Origin of the sequence: Corallococcus terminator, assembly GCF_003611635.1 — a bacterium.
GTDB lineage: Bacteria > Myxococcota > Myxococcia > Myxococcales > Myxococcaceae > Corallococcus > Corallococcus terminator.
On the sequence record NZ_RAVZ01000231.1, the window covers coordinates 1 to 16,227 of the forward strand.

General features: G+C 71.9%; 11 protein-coding genes and 1 pseudogene. 5 read left to right on the top strand and 7 right to left on the bottom strand.

Annotated features, from left to right (window positions below):
* The 4 genes and pseudogenes from D7V88_RS27800 to D7V88_RS27815 all read right to left on the bottom strand — a co-directional run.
* A pseudogene (locus tag D7V88_RS27800) lies at positions 1–261 on the bottom strand (nitronate monooxygenase); the annotation flags it as partial.
* A 120-nt stretch (positions 262–381) separates the two neighbouring features.
* A complete protein-coding gene (locus tag D7V88_RS27805; RefSeq protein WP_120543652.1) occupies positions 382–1,179 on the bottom strand; it encodes a spermidine synthase in 798 nt (265 codons plus the stop codon).
* Between the two features lie 81 nt (positions 1,180–1,260).
* Positions 1,261–1,905: a hypothetical protein gene (locus D7V88_RS27810; protein ID WP_120543653.1), complete on the bottom strand. Its 645-nt coding sequence runs from the start codon at positions 1,903–1,905 to the stop codon at positions 1,261–1,263.
* A 4-nt stretch (positions 1,906–1,909) separates the two neighbouring features.
* Positions 1,910–3,433 (bottom strand): M91 family zinc metallopeptidase, encoded by a 1,524-nt coding sequence (locus tag D7V88_RS27815; RefSeq protein ID WP_120543654.1) that lies wholly within the window; start codon positions 3,431–3,433, stop codon positions 1,910–1,912.
* A 327-nt stretch (positions 3,434–3,760) separates the two neighbouring features.
* On the opposite strand from D7V88_RS27815, the gene D7V88_RS27820 reads away from it, so the two are divergent.
* The 5 genes from D7V88_RS27820 (at position 3,761) to D7V88_RS27840 (ending at position 9,148) form a co-directional block, all read left to right on the top strand.
* Positions 3,761–4,306: a peptidase M23 gene (locus D7V88_RS27820; RefSeq protein ID WP_120543655.1), complete on the top strand. Its 546-nt coding sequence runs from the start codon at positions 3,761–3,763 to the stop codon at positions 4,304–4,306.
* A 138-nt stretch (positions 4,307–4,444) separates the two neighbouring features.
* Positions 4,445–5,608 carry a HEAT repeat domain-containing protein gene (locus D7V88_RS27825; protein WP_120543656.1) on the top strand — a complete coding sequence of 388 codons (1,164 nt, stop codon included), beginning with the start codon at positions 4,445–4,447 and terminating at the stop codon, positions 5,606–5,608.
* Positions 5,608–6,588: a HEAT repeat domain-containing protein gene (locus tag D7V88_RS27830; protein WP_120543657.1), complete on the top strand. Its 981-nt coding sequence runs from the start codon at positions 5,608–5,610 to the stop codon at positions 6,586–6,588. The genes D7V88_RS27825 and D7V88_RS27830 overlap by 1 nt, the downstream gene beginning before the upstream one ends.
* Positions 6,589–6,850: 262 nt before the next feature.
* The gene (locus D7V88_RS27835) at positions 6,851–7,648 is read left to right on the top strand and encodes a ZIP family metal transporter (protein ID WP_120543658.1); all 798 of its coding nucleotides are present in this window, start codon (positions 6,851–6,853) and stop codon (positions 7,646–7,648) included.
* 84 nt (positions 7,649–7,732) lie between these two features.
* Positions 7,733–9,148: a sigma 54-interacting transcriptional regulator gene (locus D7V88_RS27840; protein ID WP_244238432.1), complete on the top strand. Its 1,416-nt coding sequence runs from the start codon at positions 7,733–7,735 to the stop codon at positions 9,146–9,148.
* A gap of 13 nt (positions 9,149–9,161) precedes the next feature.
* Here the strand turns inward: D7V88_RS27840 and D7V88_RS27845 are convergent, their stop codons facing one another.
* The 3 genes from D7V88_RS27845 to D7V88_RS27855 form a co-directional block, all read right to left on the bottom strand.
* Positions 9,162–10,571: a serine/threonine-protein kinase gene (locus tag D7V88_RS27845; RefSeq protein ID WP_120543659.1), complete on the bottom strand. Its 1,410-nt coding sequence runs from the start codon at positions 10,569–10,571 to the stop codon at positions 9,162–9,164.
* A 3-nt stretch (positions 10,572–10,574) separates the two neighbouring features.
* Positions 10,575–12,227 carry a hypothetical protein gene (locus D7V88_RS27850; RefSeq protein WP_120543660.1) on the bottom strand — a complete coding sequence of 551 codons (1,653 nt, stop codon included), beginning with the start codon at positions 12,225–12,227 and terminating at the stop codon, positions 10,575–10,577.
* A gap of 146 nt (positions 12,228–12,373) precedes the next feature.
* The gene (locus D7V88_RS27855; RefSeq protein WP_120543661.1) at positions 12,374–16,144 is read right to left on the bottom strand and encodes a serine/threonine-protein kinase; all 3,771 of its coding nucleotides are present in this window, start codon (positions 16,142–16,144) and stop codon (positions 12,374–12,376) included.
* Positions 16,145–16,227: the final 83 nt, after the last annotated feature.

Here is a 16,227-nt window from a genome sequence, read left to right on the forward strand (position 1 = left end):
CCCCAGCCCCCCCGCCTCCGACACCGCGATGACCAGCGGCGGCAGGGACACGAACGCCATTCCCGCGCCCACGAAGGGGTAGTGGATGCCCAGGGCGCGCGTCAGCCGCGTCTGGAGCGTGTTGCCCTCCAGCACGCAGATGGGCGGCGGGCGCGGGGCATGGGGCTCGCCCTCACCGTCGGAGGTCCCGTCCGTCAGCGGCTCCTCGTCCCCACCGGAAGAAGAGGGCTGGCCAGGTCGTCCGTCGTTCGCGCCGTTCATCGCGTCTCCCGCAGGTGCTGACGTACCAAGCATTCAAGATTAGCAGCGCCGCCCCTTGAATCAGGCGCGGCCAGCCAGGGCCGTGCTCACTGGCCAGCAGAGCGACCGCCACTCTGTCCTTCATTCATCCAGGAAGAGGTCGGGCTGCCCCAGCCCTGCGTCCGTCAGCACCCGCCCCCGCTTGAGCCTCCGCGTCAGGGGGCGGTAGCGCTGCGCCACCATGTTGCCCAGCCGGAAGGGAAGGCCCCGCTCCCGCTCCACGCGCCGGGCCTGGGCGACCAACGCTTCGCGCGTCAGCCTCAGGGGCCCTTCCAGGCCCACCAGGATGCGGTTGGTGCTGGAGGGCACCTCGAAGAGGGACAGGCCGTGGAAGCTCACCTGGTAGGTGCGCACCATCGCGTCGAAGAGCGGGTTCGCCGCCGACTCCCACACGTTGCCCACCACCACCCCGCCCCGCGTCAACCGCGCGCGCGCAGCGCCCAGGAACTCGCGCGTCGCCAGGTGCAGGGGGATGTGGTCCGCCCCATACGCGTCCAGGATGATGACGTCATACGGCGGCCCGTCGGCTTCGATGAAGGCCCGCCCATCCGCCACGTGCGCCTTGAGCAGCCCGTCCTCCTGGAAGCCGCAGTACTCCTTCGCGGCCTCCACCACCGCCGCGTCCACCTCCACCACGTCGATGTGCGTGTCGGGCAGCACCCTGCGCAGGAACATCGGGATGGCCCCGCCGCCCAGCCCCACCGCGAGGATGTTCTCCGGCTGGGGCACGAACGCCAGCGCCACCATCGCCATGCGCGTGTAGGGCAGCTCCAGCCGCAGCGGGTCCCCGGGCCACACCACGCTCTGGCGCGCCCCTCCGTCCCCGAAGCGCAGCGAGCGACGCCCCGTCTCATCCTCGGTGACGAGGACGGGGCCCACCTCCGCGGTGCGCCCGTCTTCCGGCAGGTCTTCGGACGGGTCTTCGGGTGATTCTTCCGGCGATGCCAGGACGCGCGCTCCCTACTTCGCGTCCGACACCGGCAGCGGGCCACTGTCCAGCACCCGCTGCGCCTTCACCACGGGCCCGTACTCCGGCGTCTGGACGGCCGTGCCCTGTGAATCCTTGCCCGCGTGCAGCGTCATCGCGTCCGCGTCCGGCAGGTAGCCCACGCGCAGGAACACCTCGCGCACCTCCGGCAGCTCGCGCGTCTCCTCGGGGCCCGTGGGGTACGGCAGCGCGGTGCGCAGGGGCAGGGGCACCACCGCGCGGCGGTTCGCCGTGGCGCCGGCTTCCACGCGGCTGACCGCGGGCACCTCCGGCGCTTCCACCATCAGGTCTTCCGGCACCGGCAGCAGCATCCGCGACAGCACCACCCGGCCACCGGACAGGTCCACGTAGGCCCGCTCCGGCGCCAGCGTGAGGTGACCGCTGAAGCCCACGTCCCACAGCCCGTCCACGAGCAGCACGGCGCGGGACGTCCGGTTGTGCACCGCGTAGGTGACCGCGAGCGTGTCCGCCTCGCGCGTCACCGACTCCACCTTCAGCTCCACGTCCGCCTGGGCCACGCGATGTCCTCCGGGGTTCGCGGGCCGCTCCGGCGCCCGCGCGCAACCGACGATGACAGCCAGCACCACCCAGGCGCCAGTCCGGAGGAGCGCTCGCATGCGACTAGTAGCGCGGCCGGGTGGGCAGGTTCAGGTCGTCGCGCAGGACGTTCTCCCCGGGACGGCCGCCCTGGACGACGTCCGGCGTGGCCGCGTTCTGATCCAGGTCGATGGGCAGGCCCACCGCGGAGGTCTCCAGGTTGCGCGTGCCGTTCTTCTCGCCCAGCGCCAGCGTGCCGTTGACCATGTCCGAGGCGTGCACCAGCTCGTGGAACAGGCCGACGACGGGCGGACGGTTCATCCACTCCTCGGTGCCCAGGGAGATGCGCGTGGTGTTGTAGTTCACCTGCGCGTCCGTGCCCTTGCCCGCCGTGCCGTCCTTGTTCATGAAGCCGTCGTTGAAGTTCGTGCCGCCCGCGCTGTTGCCGGCGGACGTCTCGCGGATGGTCGTCTTCTTGCCGCTGTCATCCAGCGTGCGCAGCAGGTCCTGGCCCGACGGCAGCGAGCGCATCGCGTCCAGGTCCGACTGGGTGCGCGCCTGGAACTCCGCGCTGCCCGTGACGGAGACGGAAGAGCCGCGCTGATCCGCGTCCGTCATGTCGACGATCTCCCGCTCGCCCTTGGCCGCGTCGGCGGTCGTCTCGTTCTCTTCCACGTACAGCTTGTCGGTGCCCTCGCCGCCCTCGACGGTGTCCGCGCCCGCGCCGCCCGCCACCGCGTCGTTGCCCGCGCCGCCGCTCAGCGTGTCGTTGCCGCGCCCACCGATGACCTGGTCATCGCCCTCGCCGCCGTCGACCTTGTCGTCGCCCGCGCCCGCGTCGATGTAGTCGCGCTCCCCGCCGCCCGACATCGAATCGTTGCCGTCCAGGCCATAGAGCACGTCCCGGCCCGCGCCGCCCTCGATGCTGTCATCGCCCGCGCCGCCCTCCAGGTAGTCGTCGCCGTCCAGGCCGCTCACCGTGTCGTTGCCCGCGCCACCGATGACGGTGTCGTTGCCCGCGCCGCCCACCAGCGTGTCGTTGCCCTTGCCGCCCACCAGCTTGTCGTTGCCCACGCCGCCGTCCAGCGTGAGGTCCTGCGTGACGCTCGCGTCCAGCGTGATGGAGTCGTCGCCAGCGCCACCATTGATGATGGCGCCCTTTGCCTGCTCGGCCGTGAGCGTCACCGTGTCCTTGCCGGACGTGATGGTCAGCCCGCCGTCCTTGTTCTGCGACACCGTGGCGGTGTTGTTGCCCACGCCCAGGTCCACCACCGTGTTGCCGGCGGCGTTGGTGCTCACCTGCGGCGTCGTGGCGGCCACGACCGCCTTGGCCACGTTCTTCGCGGCATCGCTGATGGCCGACCCCAGGCCGGCAAAGAAGCCGCCGGCCTTCTTGCCCTCACTGCCCGGAAGCGCCGGAAGCGCCGTCCCGATCTCCTTCGCCCCCGGGGACCGCGACGGAGCCGTGCGAGGCCCCGCGTCGAAGCCGTCCTTCATCCGCTGGGTCACGGCGGCCTTCACCACGTTGGGGCGCACCACGGGCGTCGCCGTCGTCTCCGGCTTCACCACGGGCGAGGGACGCGAACCGGTCTTTCCAATCGGGGCCATGACGTTTCTCCCAGGTGACGCGAGGACACCCGATGCAGGTCCAGGCGACGGGGCGCCAGGCGTCGGGCGAAGGCCGACATTCCAGATTCTCGTGAACGTTTCGCCCGGGTTGCGTGCTCCGGGCGAAAACGACACAGCGCGGCACGGAAACCCTCGGAATCGTTGCGTTTCTCAACTTTCAATTCCTGGGACACAAGCGGCTTTTCCATGTATTACGGCTTCCAGGTCCACCCCCCATTCACGGGGATAGGTGGGTCGGGCACGGGGGCGGGTCCACCGTTGGGCCGGGCCTCCGGCGAGGCAGTGCGACGACGGGAGGAGGCACCCATGAAGCTGAAGACGTTGATGTCCACCGTGGCGACGCTGGCCGCTGCGGTGGGGGCCGGTCCGGCAACGGCGGCCACCGCGAACGGTCCCATCTGCGACACGGCGGCGTACGTGAACTCGACTACGTACTACAACTGTACCGGCAGCAGTCACACGGCGCTGGACATCGGCAACGGCTCCTGCGGCGAGTGGAACCACCGGGGCATGCTGGTCGGCAACTACCACTACGCCTACTTCGGCGGCTGCGCGGCGGCCTGCTACGGCTCCACCTGCAACGGCGGGGCGGGCAACTACTACGTGGTGTCGGGCGGCAGCGGTTGGGACTTCCGGCAACTGCACTTCTACGCGAACGTCAGCTCCGGCACGAAGACGTGTGACCGCTGCGCGCTGGGGCTCGTGGGCGGCACGGGCAGCGCCACCGGTCCGCACGTGCACGCGGACAACCGTCAGTACGGCACGCGCAAGTCGGCCTGGTACACCAGCGTCGGAACGACGTGCGGCACCAACGCGTACTGCAACAACCGCCTGGGCGTCCCCACGCTGTAGCGCACGTACGCGAACCTTCCGGGAGGGGCCGGAGCTCTGGCCCGCGTCCCCTGCCCGGAGGTCCGTCCCCATCGCTCCCCCGTGATGCGCGGTGCGCGCGGGGGTGCGCCCCTTCTTGCGCGTGAGCCTTCTTCCGACATGACCTCTCGTCCCTTCTTCAAGGTCGCGCTCGCCGGCCTCGTGCTCCTCGTCGCCGTGGGCGTCGTGTGGTGGCGGGGCGCGGCCCGCTCCGATGGCGCGGGCCCTCCAACGCCGGGCCTCACGGGCCCTTCCCTCCCGACGGCCGCACCCGCGAGCAGCGCTCCCGTGGCCGCCGCAAGTGCGAGCCAGGCACCGCGCGAACAGATTCCCATGCCCGGGTGCTGGGATGGGCTGGCGGCGTTGGATCGGTCCGCGACGCTGGAGTCGCTGCACGCGGCCGTGTCCGCCGCCATCCAGGCGCGCGACACGGCGCTGGTGGCCTATCTCCAGGAGCGCCTGACGGAGCTGGTGGGCGAGGATCCGGACCGCGCGCTTCAACTGGTGACGTGGGCGATGAAGGCCGCGCCGCCGGAGCCGGCCATCTACCTGGAGGCCCTCAAGGCGTCCCCCGCCGTACGCCACCCGCGCGTCAGCGAGAAGTTATTGTCGGTGGCCGAGGACAAGAGCCTCGCGGCCCCGGACCGGGCCTCCGCGCTGGACGCCCTGGAGACGCAGCACCGCTTCACGCCCGACACGCGCAACCGCCTCAGGGCCATCGCGCTGGACGACTCCGCGGACGCCGCCGCGTGGATGGCCACGCGCACGCTGGGCCGGGTGATGAAGGAGGACTACCAGCGCACCGGCACGTATGCGCCGTACTGGAAGGACCTGCTGGACATCGGCACCACCTCCGAGGACATGGCCGTGCGGCTGCTCGCACTGGAGATGCCGTCATACTCCGACCCGCTGCTCGACTCAGGCTCCATCGACACGCTGGCGAAGGTGATGCGCACCGACAAGGAGCGCGACGTGCGCGAGATGGCCGCGTTCCGGCTCGCCGTCACCGAGGATCCCCAGAAGGCCCTGGCCGCGTTCCGCGCCGCCTTCGATGGAGAGCACGACCTGTGCGTGCGCTGGGCCTTCTTGCGCTTCGCGGTGCGCGCGGCCGGCGCGGACGCCCTGCCCCTGGTGGAGGAGTTCGCCCGGAAGGATCCGCGCCTGCGGCAGGACTATCTGGACTTCAAGGCCCTGTACGCCACCGGCACGACGGACTTCGCGCGCATCTGGCTGGGCAAGAAGGAACACCACGACTGCGTCGTCGAGGAAGGAGCGCCGCACTGATGGGTCCGCGAATGAAGAAGACGTGCGTGCTCTGGCTGTCCCTGCTGCCGGGACTCGCCCTGGCGCAAGGCGCGCCCGCCACCCTCCCCACCTCGGCGGCCTGCACCGTGGAGGGCATGCTCGACGAGGTGCGCGTGGCGATGAGGACAGGCTCCCCCGCCTACCAGCGCTACGCGCGCCTGCGCCTGAAGGAAGCCGCCATCGCCATGCCGCCGGAGGCGCTGGGCCGGGCGGTGAGCCAGGAGCGCGACCCCGCGGTGCTGGAGGCCGTGGGGGCGGCGCTGGCCACCAAGGCGAGCAACTCGCAGAAGCCGGAGCTGCTCCAGCCGCTGCTCTCCCGCGCGAAGCAGGACGTGGATCCAGGCCTGCGCGCGGCGGCGGTGCGTGCGCTCAAGGGCGCGCCGTCGGTGGAGTTCATGGCGAAGAACGGCGACGTCGTCACCTACGAACAGCTCGTGCGCGACAGCGCGCCGGAGGTGCGGCAGGCGGTGGTGGAGAACCTGGTGACGGAGAGCTCCGGCATCTACTTCGGCCACAACCCGGAGCTGGCAGAAGCGGCGGTGAAGGTCGCCGCGGCCTCCGGCGACGCCTCGGTGGCCTCGCGCCTGCTGGGCGAGGTCTCCATGGAGGCCGCGAGCCCGGAGGCGGTGCGCCAGCTCACCACCCAGTTGCGCTCGGAAGACCCGGGCCTGCGCGCGGCGGCGGCGAAGGCCCTGGGCGGAGTGCCCGGCACCGAGTCCGCCGGTGCACGCCGCTCGCTCACCGCCCTGTACCGGAGCGACAGCGACCTCGCGGTGCGCAAGTCCGCGCTGGAGGGCCTGGCGCGCCTGGGCCAGTCCGGCGCACGGCCCCTGCTGGAATCCCTGCGCGGCGTGGATCCGCGCATGGATCCCGAAATCGATGCGTGGCTGGGCGCCCTCAAACTGAACCTCCAGGAGTGGCACCTGCTCCTGCGCGAGAAGCAGCGGCTTCGCCCCTGACATCCCCGTCCTGCACCAGCCTGCCAGGTCACGCCTTCGACGTGCCCGGCCCCCTGGTGGAGGACCTGGCGACCTGGCAGCCCACCCCGCTCACCCAGGGGGGCTCGGTGCCCGGCGACGACGCGGGCGCGCTGCTCCAGGCGCACTCCCGGCAGTGGCGGCGGCACCACCGGGGTCGCCCTGTTCCGCGGCAGGCGGCTTCGCGCGGGGCCCCGGCGGAAAAGGTGGCCGCGCGCGGAGGAGTGGGACAGGTTGGAGGGCCATGTCCGACAGCGGTTTCGGCACGTCCACCCTCGCCCTGGCGCTCGCAGGCAGCGCGGTCACCATCCTCTCCACCAGCCTGGGCGCGCTGCCGGCCCTGGCGGCGCGCGACATCTCCCGGCGCTCGAAGGACGTGCTGATGGGCTTCAGCGCGGGCGTGATGCTCGCGGCCACGGCCTTCTCGCTGGTGGTGCCCGCCATCGAGCTGGGCGAACAACGCTACGCGTCGCGCTTCACCTCCGCACTGGTGGTGGGGGGCAGCATGCTGGTGGGCGGCCTGTTCCTGCACCTGTGCAACCGCTACATCCCCCACGAGCACTTCATCAAGGGCCAGGAGGGCAACGCCCAGGCCGCGAACCTGAAGCGCATCTGGCTGTTCGTGCTGGCCATCGCGCTGCACAACTTCCCGGAGGGCCTGGCGGTGGGCACCGGCGTGGGCAGCCGCTCCATGGAGATCGCCGCGCCCATCCTCGTGGGCATCGGGTTGCAGGACATCCCGGAGGGCTTCGTCGTCGCGCTGGCGCTGATGGGCGTGGCGTACAGCCGGGGGCAGGCGGTGCTGGTGGCGCTGTACACGGGGCTGGTGGAGGGGGCCGCCGCGCTGGTGGGCTTCTTCGCCACCTCGTTCGCGTCCGGCATCCTGCCGTGGGCGCTCGCGTTCGCGGGCGGCTCCATGCTGTACGTCGTCAGCGACGAGATGATCCCGGAGAGCCACCGCCAGGAGTACGCGAAGGAGGCCACGGCCGGGCTGATGGTGGGCTTCGTCCTGATGATGTTCCTGGACGTCACGCTCAGTTGACGGGCCGGCGCACGGCTGGCCCAGTGTTCACCCGACCCCGTGGTGCTCCGCCCGGGGTGGCCCGGACGTGGTAGTTTGATTTCCATGTCTGTGTCGGATCGAACCCGCGTCGACGGGGCCCCGGGAGAGCACAAGGACAAGGGCACCCGCCCGGACGAAGCGGAGGCGGAGGCCGCGCTCCATGTGACGCTGCCCTACGAGCAGGCCCGCCGTCCGGGGGACCTGCCCGTGGTGCGTCGCTTCCGGCTGTCCGTGGTGGAGGGCCCGGGCGCGGGCATGGTGTGGGAGTCCACGTCCGACACCTGCTCGGTGGGCTCGCATCCGCTCAACGACTGCGCGGTGGAGGACTCCACCGTGTCGCGCTTCCACTGCGAGGTGAAGATCGGCCCCAAGGGCCCGCAGGTGAAGGACCTGGACAGCCTCAACGGCGTCATCGTGGACGGCGTGCAGGTGGTGGAGGGCATCCTGCGCAGTGGCAGCCTGCTGCGGCTGGGCCGCGTGGTGCTGCGCTTCGACTTCAGCGCGGAGAGCAACCGGCTGCCGCTGTCGGACATGACGCACTTCGGGTCGCTCGTGGGCACGTCGGTGGCCATGCGCGGCTGCTTCGCGATGATGGAGCGCGCCGCCGCGCGCGACGTCACCGTGCTGCTGGAGGGCGAGACGGGCACCGGCAAGAGCCAGGCGGCGCTCGCCATCCACCAGGCCAGCCGGCGCAAGGACGCGGCCTTCCTGGTGGTGGACTGCGGCGCCATCCCCGCGCACATCCTGGAGAGCGAGCTGTTCGGCCACGAGAAGGGCTCCTTCACCGGCGCGGTGAGCCGGCGCGCGGGCGTCTTCGAGGAGGCCGATGGCGGCACCGTCTTCCTGGACGAGATTGGCGAGCTGCCGCCGGAGCTCCAGCCCAAGCTCTTGCGCGTGCTGGAGAACCGGGAGATCCGCCGGGTGGGCAGCAACACGTACCTGCCGGTGGACGTGCGGTTGATGGCGGCCACCCACCGCGACCTGCGCGCGGAGGTGAACGCGGGGCGCTTCCGCTCCGACCTGTTCTTCCGGCTCGCGGTGCTGCGCATCGGGATGCCGTCGCTGCGTCAGCGGCCGGAGGACCTGTCGATGCTGGTGTCGGGCATCCTCAAGTCGCTGGGCGCGGATCCGGAGCGCACGGGTGCGCTGCGCACGCCGGAGTTCCTGTCGCGCCTGAGGCACGCGGCGTGGCCGGGCAACGTGCGCGAATTGCGCAACCACCTGGAGCGCTGCCTGGTGTTCGAGGACGCGCTGCCGCTGGCGGAGGAGGACTCACGTCCGGAAGGCAGCCCGCTGGAGGTGGACCTGTCGCGTCCGTACGCGGAGCAGCGCCGCCGCGTGGTGGACGACTTCGAGCGCCGCTACCTGCGCGCGCTCCTGGAGAAGCACCAGGGCAAGGTGGCCCAGGCCGCCATCACCGCCGGCATGGACCGCGTGCACTTCTACCGGCTGCTTCGCAGGCACGGCATCAAGCCGTGAGGCGCTGACGTGCTCAGCGCCTCGCCGTGAGGCGCCAGCGGTCCGGAGCGCCTGACACCGGGCTCGCGACGAAGTCCGCCTCCAGCCCACGCAGCGCCGCGCCGGTGACGATGAGTGCACCGTCGCCCCCGTCCTGGATCCACGAAGGCAGGTGGAGCAGGCCCCCTTCTCCACCGGCATCGTCCCACGCGGAAGCCGCGGCATCCCCCCATCCATGGGCTTCGTCTCGGGTCACCAGCCGGTCCACGTGCACGGTGACGGAGAGACCCGGAGGCGCATCGCCCCGCGTCAGCGCGAGCCCCACGTCCAGCACCCGCGCCCGCAGTTCCCGCTCACGAAGCACGTCATCCGGCAGGCTCGCCAGGGCCAGCAGGCACGCGCCGCCCATCACCCGCACCTCCAGCCCTGCCTCCAGCGCCAGTGCGTGAGCGCGCTCCAGCCCCGCGTCCAGTTCCTCCATCGCCGAGGCGTCCGGTTCGCCGGGAGTCCGCCCCTCCACGTACAGGCCCAACGCGCGCGGCGCCTCCACCGGCGCCGCGCCCCCGAGCACCGCGCCGCGCAGCTCGTCCAGGAGCGCATCCACGTTCGGGTAGCGCTCCTCGCGCTCCTTGCGCAGACACTTGAGCACCACCGCGTCCAGCGCAGCGGACACCGGCGCGTGCTCCCCCGGGCGTGGCGCGGGGGCATGGAGGTGCTGCTGCTCCACCTCGTGGCGCGTGGTGCCCCGGAAGGGCGGCAGGCCCGTGAGCAGTTGGAACAACAGCACGCCCACCGCGTACAGGTCCGTGCGCGCGTCGGGCACCTGACCGCGGATCTGCTCGGGTGCCATCGACAGCGGCGTGCCCAGCACCACGCCGGTGTGCGTGAGCGATGAGCTGCCCGGAGCCCCCGGCACCAGTCCCTTCGCGACACCGAAGTCCACCAGCTTCACCGCCGGCCCGCCGCGCCCCTGCGCGAGCCGCACCACGTTCTGCGCCTTCAGGTCGCGGTGCACCACGCCCGCCGCGTGCGCCACCCGCAGCGCCGCGCCCACCTGCTCCATCACCAACAGGACCTCACGGGGAGACAGCGGCCCGCGCGCGGCCAGCTCCGCCGCCAGGTCCTGCCCCTCCAGCCACTCCATCGCGATGAAGGGCCGGCCGTCTGACAGCTCGCCGTACCCCAGCACCGTGACGATGTGCGGATGACGCAGCCGCTGCAACGTGGCCGCCTCGCGACGAAAGCGCCGCAGCGCCACCGCCGCCGTGGCCACCTGCGAGTGCAACACCTTCAGCGCCGCGGGCACGCCGGAATGCGCATGCCTCGCACGGTACAGCGCGGACACCGGGCCCAGGACCTGGATGCGCTCCACCACCCAGTCGCCCACGAGCGCACCGGGCCGCAGCTCCTCACCGTAGAGGTCCTCCTCGCCGTTGCCCGCCATGGCTCAGCGCTTCTCCGGCACCTTCGGCGTCGGCACCTTTGGATCCGTCCCCGGCCCCGGCACCGGAACTGGCGCCGGCACGGGCACCGTCACCCGGCCCGTGTACTCCTTCCGGGGAGGCTGCGGCTCAGACCAGCGCGCGCACAGGTCGGAGTGCTGCTCATCCACCAGGTCGCACGAACCATTCAGGAACACGGTGACCGGCTCCGTCCAGACGTCGCCGGCCGGATTCAGGCACGCCACGAAGTCTCCATCGCCCAGGAACAGCGAGCCGTCCTGCGCCGCGCATTGCTTCTCGTCCGCGGCGCCCCAGCAGGGGCCCGTCACCGTGGCCGCGCAGTCCTCGTGCGTGCCGGGCAGCGCGCACACGCGGTAGGTCGCGTAGGCCAGGCCATGCACCCAGCCCGGGTCGTAGCAGGAGTAGAGGTTGTTGAAGATGGGCTTCACCTGACGCTGCTCGGGCCGTTTGATGGCGTAACGGTCCCGGGTCACGTTCACGACCTGGACGTCGATGTCGTCCCGCAGCGCTCCGGGGCCGAACATGCTGCCGTAGAAGGCCCCTTCGCGGATCCGGTACACGCCCCGCTCGGAGAGCGGAAGCTGCGCCGTCCCCGTCACCGCCACGGTCACCCGCCCGCTCGCGGTGCTGTTCCAGGGCGCGGTCATCACCGTGAAGTACCCGCCCTGCGCGGGGCACGTGATGCTCACCGAGGGATTCGTTATCGCCGTGGGCCAGGGCGACGACGAACCCGGCAGGCACCCCTCGCTCGCCTCCATCAGCTCCGCGGAAGTGCTGTCGCACCCGGAGATGCCGCTGCAGACGCGCATCACCATGCGAGCATCCGCACTGGCCCCCAGCGGCGCTCCCACGCCACACGCGGAGGGGCCTCCCGTCGGACCACCCGCGCCCACCGACACCGTCTGGCCCGCGGGGCACCACCCCACCGAGTGCATCGTCCAACCGCAGTCGCGCCCCGCGCCCACCGCCGTACCGGAACAGGGCGCCGAGCTGTTCACCGACGCCGCTGAGCCCTGGATGTGGTCCAGGGGCGCCGCCCAGGCATCCAGCGCGAAGGGCTCCGCGATGGAGAGAAGGGGCTCGTGGATCTCCCCGCGCATCGACAAGCCCACGCGGTAGCCCAGCGCGTTGTTGCGCGCCAGCAGGCAGGCCGTCACGCGCTTCAGGCACGCGGAGTCCTCGGACGGAGCACTCGTGCGCCACTGGGGGCACAGGCCCGCGCCGCCCTGCCAGTGGCTGAGCTGCGAGTTCGTGGGATGGAGGGGATTGAGCCACGCCAGGCTCTCATTTGCTTTCAACGCGCAGCCCACCAGGTACTCCATGAACCGCTGGGCGTACGGATCACGCAGTTGATTGGCGATGAGCGCGCTCTCCGGACCGGCGACCATCGCGTCGGGGTCGAAGAGCGACTCCAGCGAGTGCGTCGCCAGGGCCTCGTTCGCGGCGTGGTTCGCGGCGATGGCGTTGAGCACCAGCTCCCGCGTCGTCAGCGAGTTGGCGATGCGGATCTCCGCCTCGCTCGTACCCGACGCGATGTCGGAGCCTCCAACTTCTGCCCCTTCCGGGAGCGCGGGCTCGCAACCCGCCAGGGCCAGCAGCAGGAAACACCAGGGGACTCGGGGAAATGAGGAGGCCATCGCGCGAACGCTCCTAGGCAGGATTCGGGGGACGGGGCGGGCTGGACCAAGCACAGCCCCCACCCCCGAAGGAAACCCCAGGCGTGCCCTTCTTGTCTTCCTGTAGCGCGAAACGTTACGGCGACAGGCTGCTGTAGCGTTTCGCGCTACAGCGCTTCACGGGCGAGTTCCGCCTTCAGTGCGTGGAAACGCGTAGACCACAGGGGCGCCTCCGCCACCGCGCTTCCGGCCCGCCCAAGCCACGTGCGGGCCTCCAGCACCGCGCCCGTGCGTCGGGCGATGCCGGTGGCCTGCAGGAGGATTTCGGCCTTCTCGTCGGGAGAGGCCAGGGAGTCCGCTTCGGTGAGCAGGGCCTCCCACTCCGGCGCGAGGAAGGCCCCCGCCGCCTGCTGATGGACCTGGAGCTCCACCAGCCGCCGCATGATGGCGGTGGGAGGCAGCGACTCCGGAGGACAGCGCCGTGCAATCCAGGCGAGCTGCCGGGCCGCCGCCGCTTCGTCTCCCGCCGCGGCGTGGATGCGGGCAATGAGCAGCGCATCCACGGGCACGGGATGTTCGCGGAAGAAGCGCACGCCCAGTTCGTGCGCGCGCTGGGCCAGGGGCAGCGCTTCGTCCAGGCGGCCCTGCATGTAGAGGACCTCCGCCAGGTTGAAGGTGGACCAGCGCTCCATCTGCGCGTGGGCCAGCTCCCGCCCCAGCGCCATGGCGCGACGCAGGTCCTCTTCCATCCGCGCCACGTCGCCCTGTCGCAGCCACAAGAGGACGCGGTTGCTCAGCACTGCGGCCTTGTGCAGGCCATCGCTCGCGGCCTCGCAGCGCTCCAGCGCTTCGTCGAAGCGGGCAGCGGCCTCCGGTGCGCGGTCCAGGAAGGTGAGCGCGGCGCCCAGGAGCGCCAGCGACACCACCAGCGTCTCGTGGTCCCGCGCGCCCTCGGCGCCCTCCGCGGTGGAGGCGAGCACGCGGGCCGCGGCGGCCCACTCGCCCTGACGCACGTGCAGTCGCCCCCGGGCCAGGCCACAACGAAGGGACAAGCGCGGCGCATCCAAAGGCTCGACGGCCTCCAGCGCCTCGCGAGTGCACGCCGCGGATCCGTCCGAATCCTCCATCCAATCCCGAGCGGTGGCCTCCTCCAGCAGCAGGTCCACCTCCAGCGCCGCATCCGCCCGAGCCCGAGCGAGGGCCCGCGCCGACGACAGGTCCGCCAGGCTCTCGCGGAAGCGCTGGAGCCGGTGGCGCACGCGTCCCCGTCCCGCCAAGGCCTGCGCGCGACGAGCGTCATCGGCCTCCGGAAGCAGCGCCAGCGCGCGCGTGTAGTGCTGCTCCGCCTCCACCGGAAGGTGTCCGGCGCGGGCCTCCTCCGCCAGCGCCAGATAGTCCCGAGCCGCCTCCAGGTGGGCACCACAGGCCGCGGCATGATGGGCGCGGCGACGGCGTTCGACCACGTCATCGCCCACGCTGGCCTTCAGCGCGGCGGCGTGCAGCGCGCGGCGGGGTGCGGGAGGAAGCAGGGCCTCCAGCGCCTCGCGAAGCAACGGGTGACGGAAGGCGAAGCGCCCGGGCCCCGAAGGGCGCAGCAGGCCCGCGCGAGCCAACCGCTGCAACCCCGCCCCCGCATCCAAAGCAGCGGCGCGCGACAACTCCGGTCCGGCCGCCAACTGGCGCAGGGCCGCGTCCACCCGAGCCACGTCCACCTCCGTGCCCAGCACCGCGCACAGCCGCGCCAGCACGCGGTGGACCTCCGGTAGGCCCGCCAGGACGCGAGGCGCCAACCGTTCGAAGAGCGGCGTCACCGACACATCCAGCAGCGCATCCGGTGCGACGTACCACCCACCGCCCGGAGCCGAACGCAGGGCCCCGGCGGCCCGGAGCGCCCGGGCCAGCTCCACCAGCGAAAGGGGCACGCCCTGAGCCAGTTGCTCCAGGCGGGCCAGCACGGGCTCGGGGATGTGCTCCGCCGGGCGCAGCAGGTGGAGGAGCACCGTGCGACTCGCTTCGGGGGGCAAGGGCGGCAGCGCATGCTGTGAAGCACGGGCGCTGCGCTCTCCCAGGTGGGGACGCGACCCCAGCAGCGAAGGCCGTCCCGCCATGCAGACCCACAAGGGGGCGCGAGGTCCGGCGAGCGTGGCGCGCTCCAATGCATCCAGGCTCTGCGGATCCGCCAAGTGCGCGTCATCCAGCAACAGCACGAGGGGCGCCTCACGGGCCTGCGCGAGAAGCGCCTCGGCCAGGACACGAGGCTCCGCCGACGGACGGCCCACGACGGCCCGGAGCGCATCCAGGAGTGAATCCGCCACCGACGCATCCGGGGGAGGCGCGCGCAACCGCACCACCCGCACCCGACCGTCCAAGTCCCACCGCGAGGCGAGCGCCTTGAGCAGCCGCGACTTGCCATGCCCCACTTCGCCGGAGAGCACGCCCAGCCCCGGGACGGAGTCCGCGAGGCTGCGGTCCGCATCCGCCACCAACGCATCCAGCAGCGCGTCGCGGCCCACGAACGGAGGAGGCTCCCCCTCGACGCGAGCCCCTTCGTCGTCATGGAGGCGAAGACGCGCCCCCTCTCCCTCCGAAGGGTCGGTCCACCCAGGCTCAAGCCGCGCCAAGGCCTCAGGCGTCACCCACACCTCGCCCGGAGCGACCGCCACCGGCCACCAGGAGTCGGGCCGCTCCAGCGCGGCCCCTGCGACGCGAGGCAGGGTGGTGCCAGGATGCACATACAAGACGGCCAGGTGCAGGACGGCCATCGCCGCGCCAGACTCCACCAAACGCCGGGCCGCGAGCGCGCCCGAGCGAAGGTTCGCCTCCGCGGACAAGGACTCACAGAAGACGAGCAGGTAGCCGCCGTTCGCGACCCGGGCCAGCACCCCACCGAACGGCTCCAGTGTGGCGCCCAGTCCCGCCACCGAAGCGGAGGTGCGCAACCCCAGCACCGCCACCGGTCGAGCCCCCGAGAACGTCGCCAGGGCCACTCCCGCTGGAGCTCGGGCCTCCGGCATCCCGATGACCTCGGGAAGCGAGGCCTGGGCACACGCGGCATCGAAAGCAGCCAGCACCTCCAGGGCGCTCGCGAAGCGTTCGGAGGGAACCTTCGCCAGACACCGCGCCACCACAGCATCGAGCGCGACGGGCACCGGGGCGCGCTCGGAGACGCGCGGAGGGCGCTGACTCACGTGGCCTTCGCGAACCTCGTCGGGACTGCCATGGAAGGGAGGCGTGCCGGTGAGCAGCTCGAAGATCAGGACACCCAGCGCGTAGATGTCCGCGGCGGCACCCGCCTCGCGAGCATCCAGACACTGCTCCGGCGCCATGTAGACCGTCGTCCCCGCCCGGTTCCCCGCCTCCTCGGACTGCTCCGCCGCCGCGTCCAGTCGCCGCGCGAGCCCGAAGTCCAGCAGACTCAGCGCGCCACCCTCGCGAAGAAAGAGGTTCTCCGGTTTGAGGTCCCGGTGGGCCAGCCCCACCGCATGCACGCGAGCCACCGCCGGACACAGCCCCGCGAGCAGCTCGCGCACCCGAGCCAGGGAAGCAGCGCCGGAGCCAGGCAGCGCCGCCATCCACGCCGCGAGCGTCTGCCCCCGCAACAACTCCTGCACGAGAAAGGGCCTGCCACCGACGCGCCCCTCGTCGAACACCGCCGGAACCGTGGGAGGCCCCACGCGTCGGAGCGCCTCCGCTTCATGCGCGAAGCGGGAGTGGTGCGGCCCCAGGCCCACCTTGAGGGCCACCTCGCGGCCGTCCGATTCCCGCACCGCGACGAAGACCTGGGCAAAGCCTCCCACGCCCAACAAGGCGACGCCGGACAAGCCGGGGACGTCCGGAAGCGCCAGCAGCTCCGGAGGGGGACCGGGCTCGGCGGGGACGCCATTCACGGGACACGCCGCGCCAGGAGCGAGGCGGCGGTGACAGACCGGACAGCGCATGCGGGTGCCGAAAGGCTATCAGAGCGCCCGCGCCAGGACGATGCCAACCCCGACCAATCCCTCCCCCGCGATGAGTCCGGCCG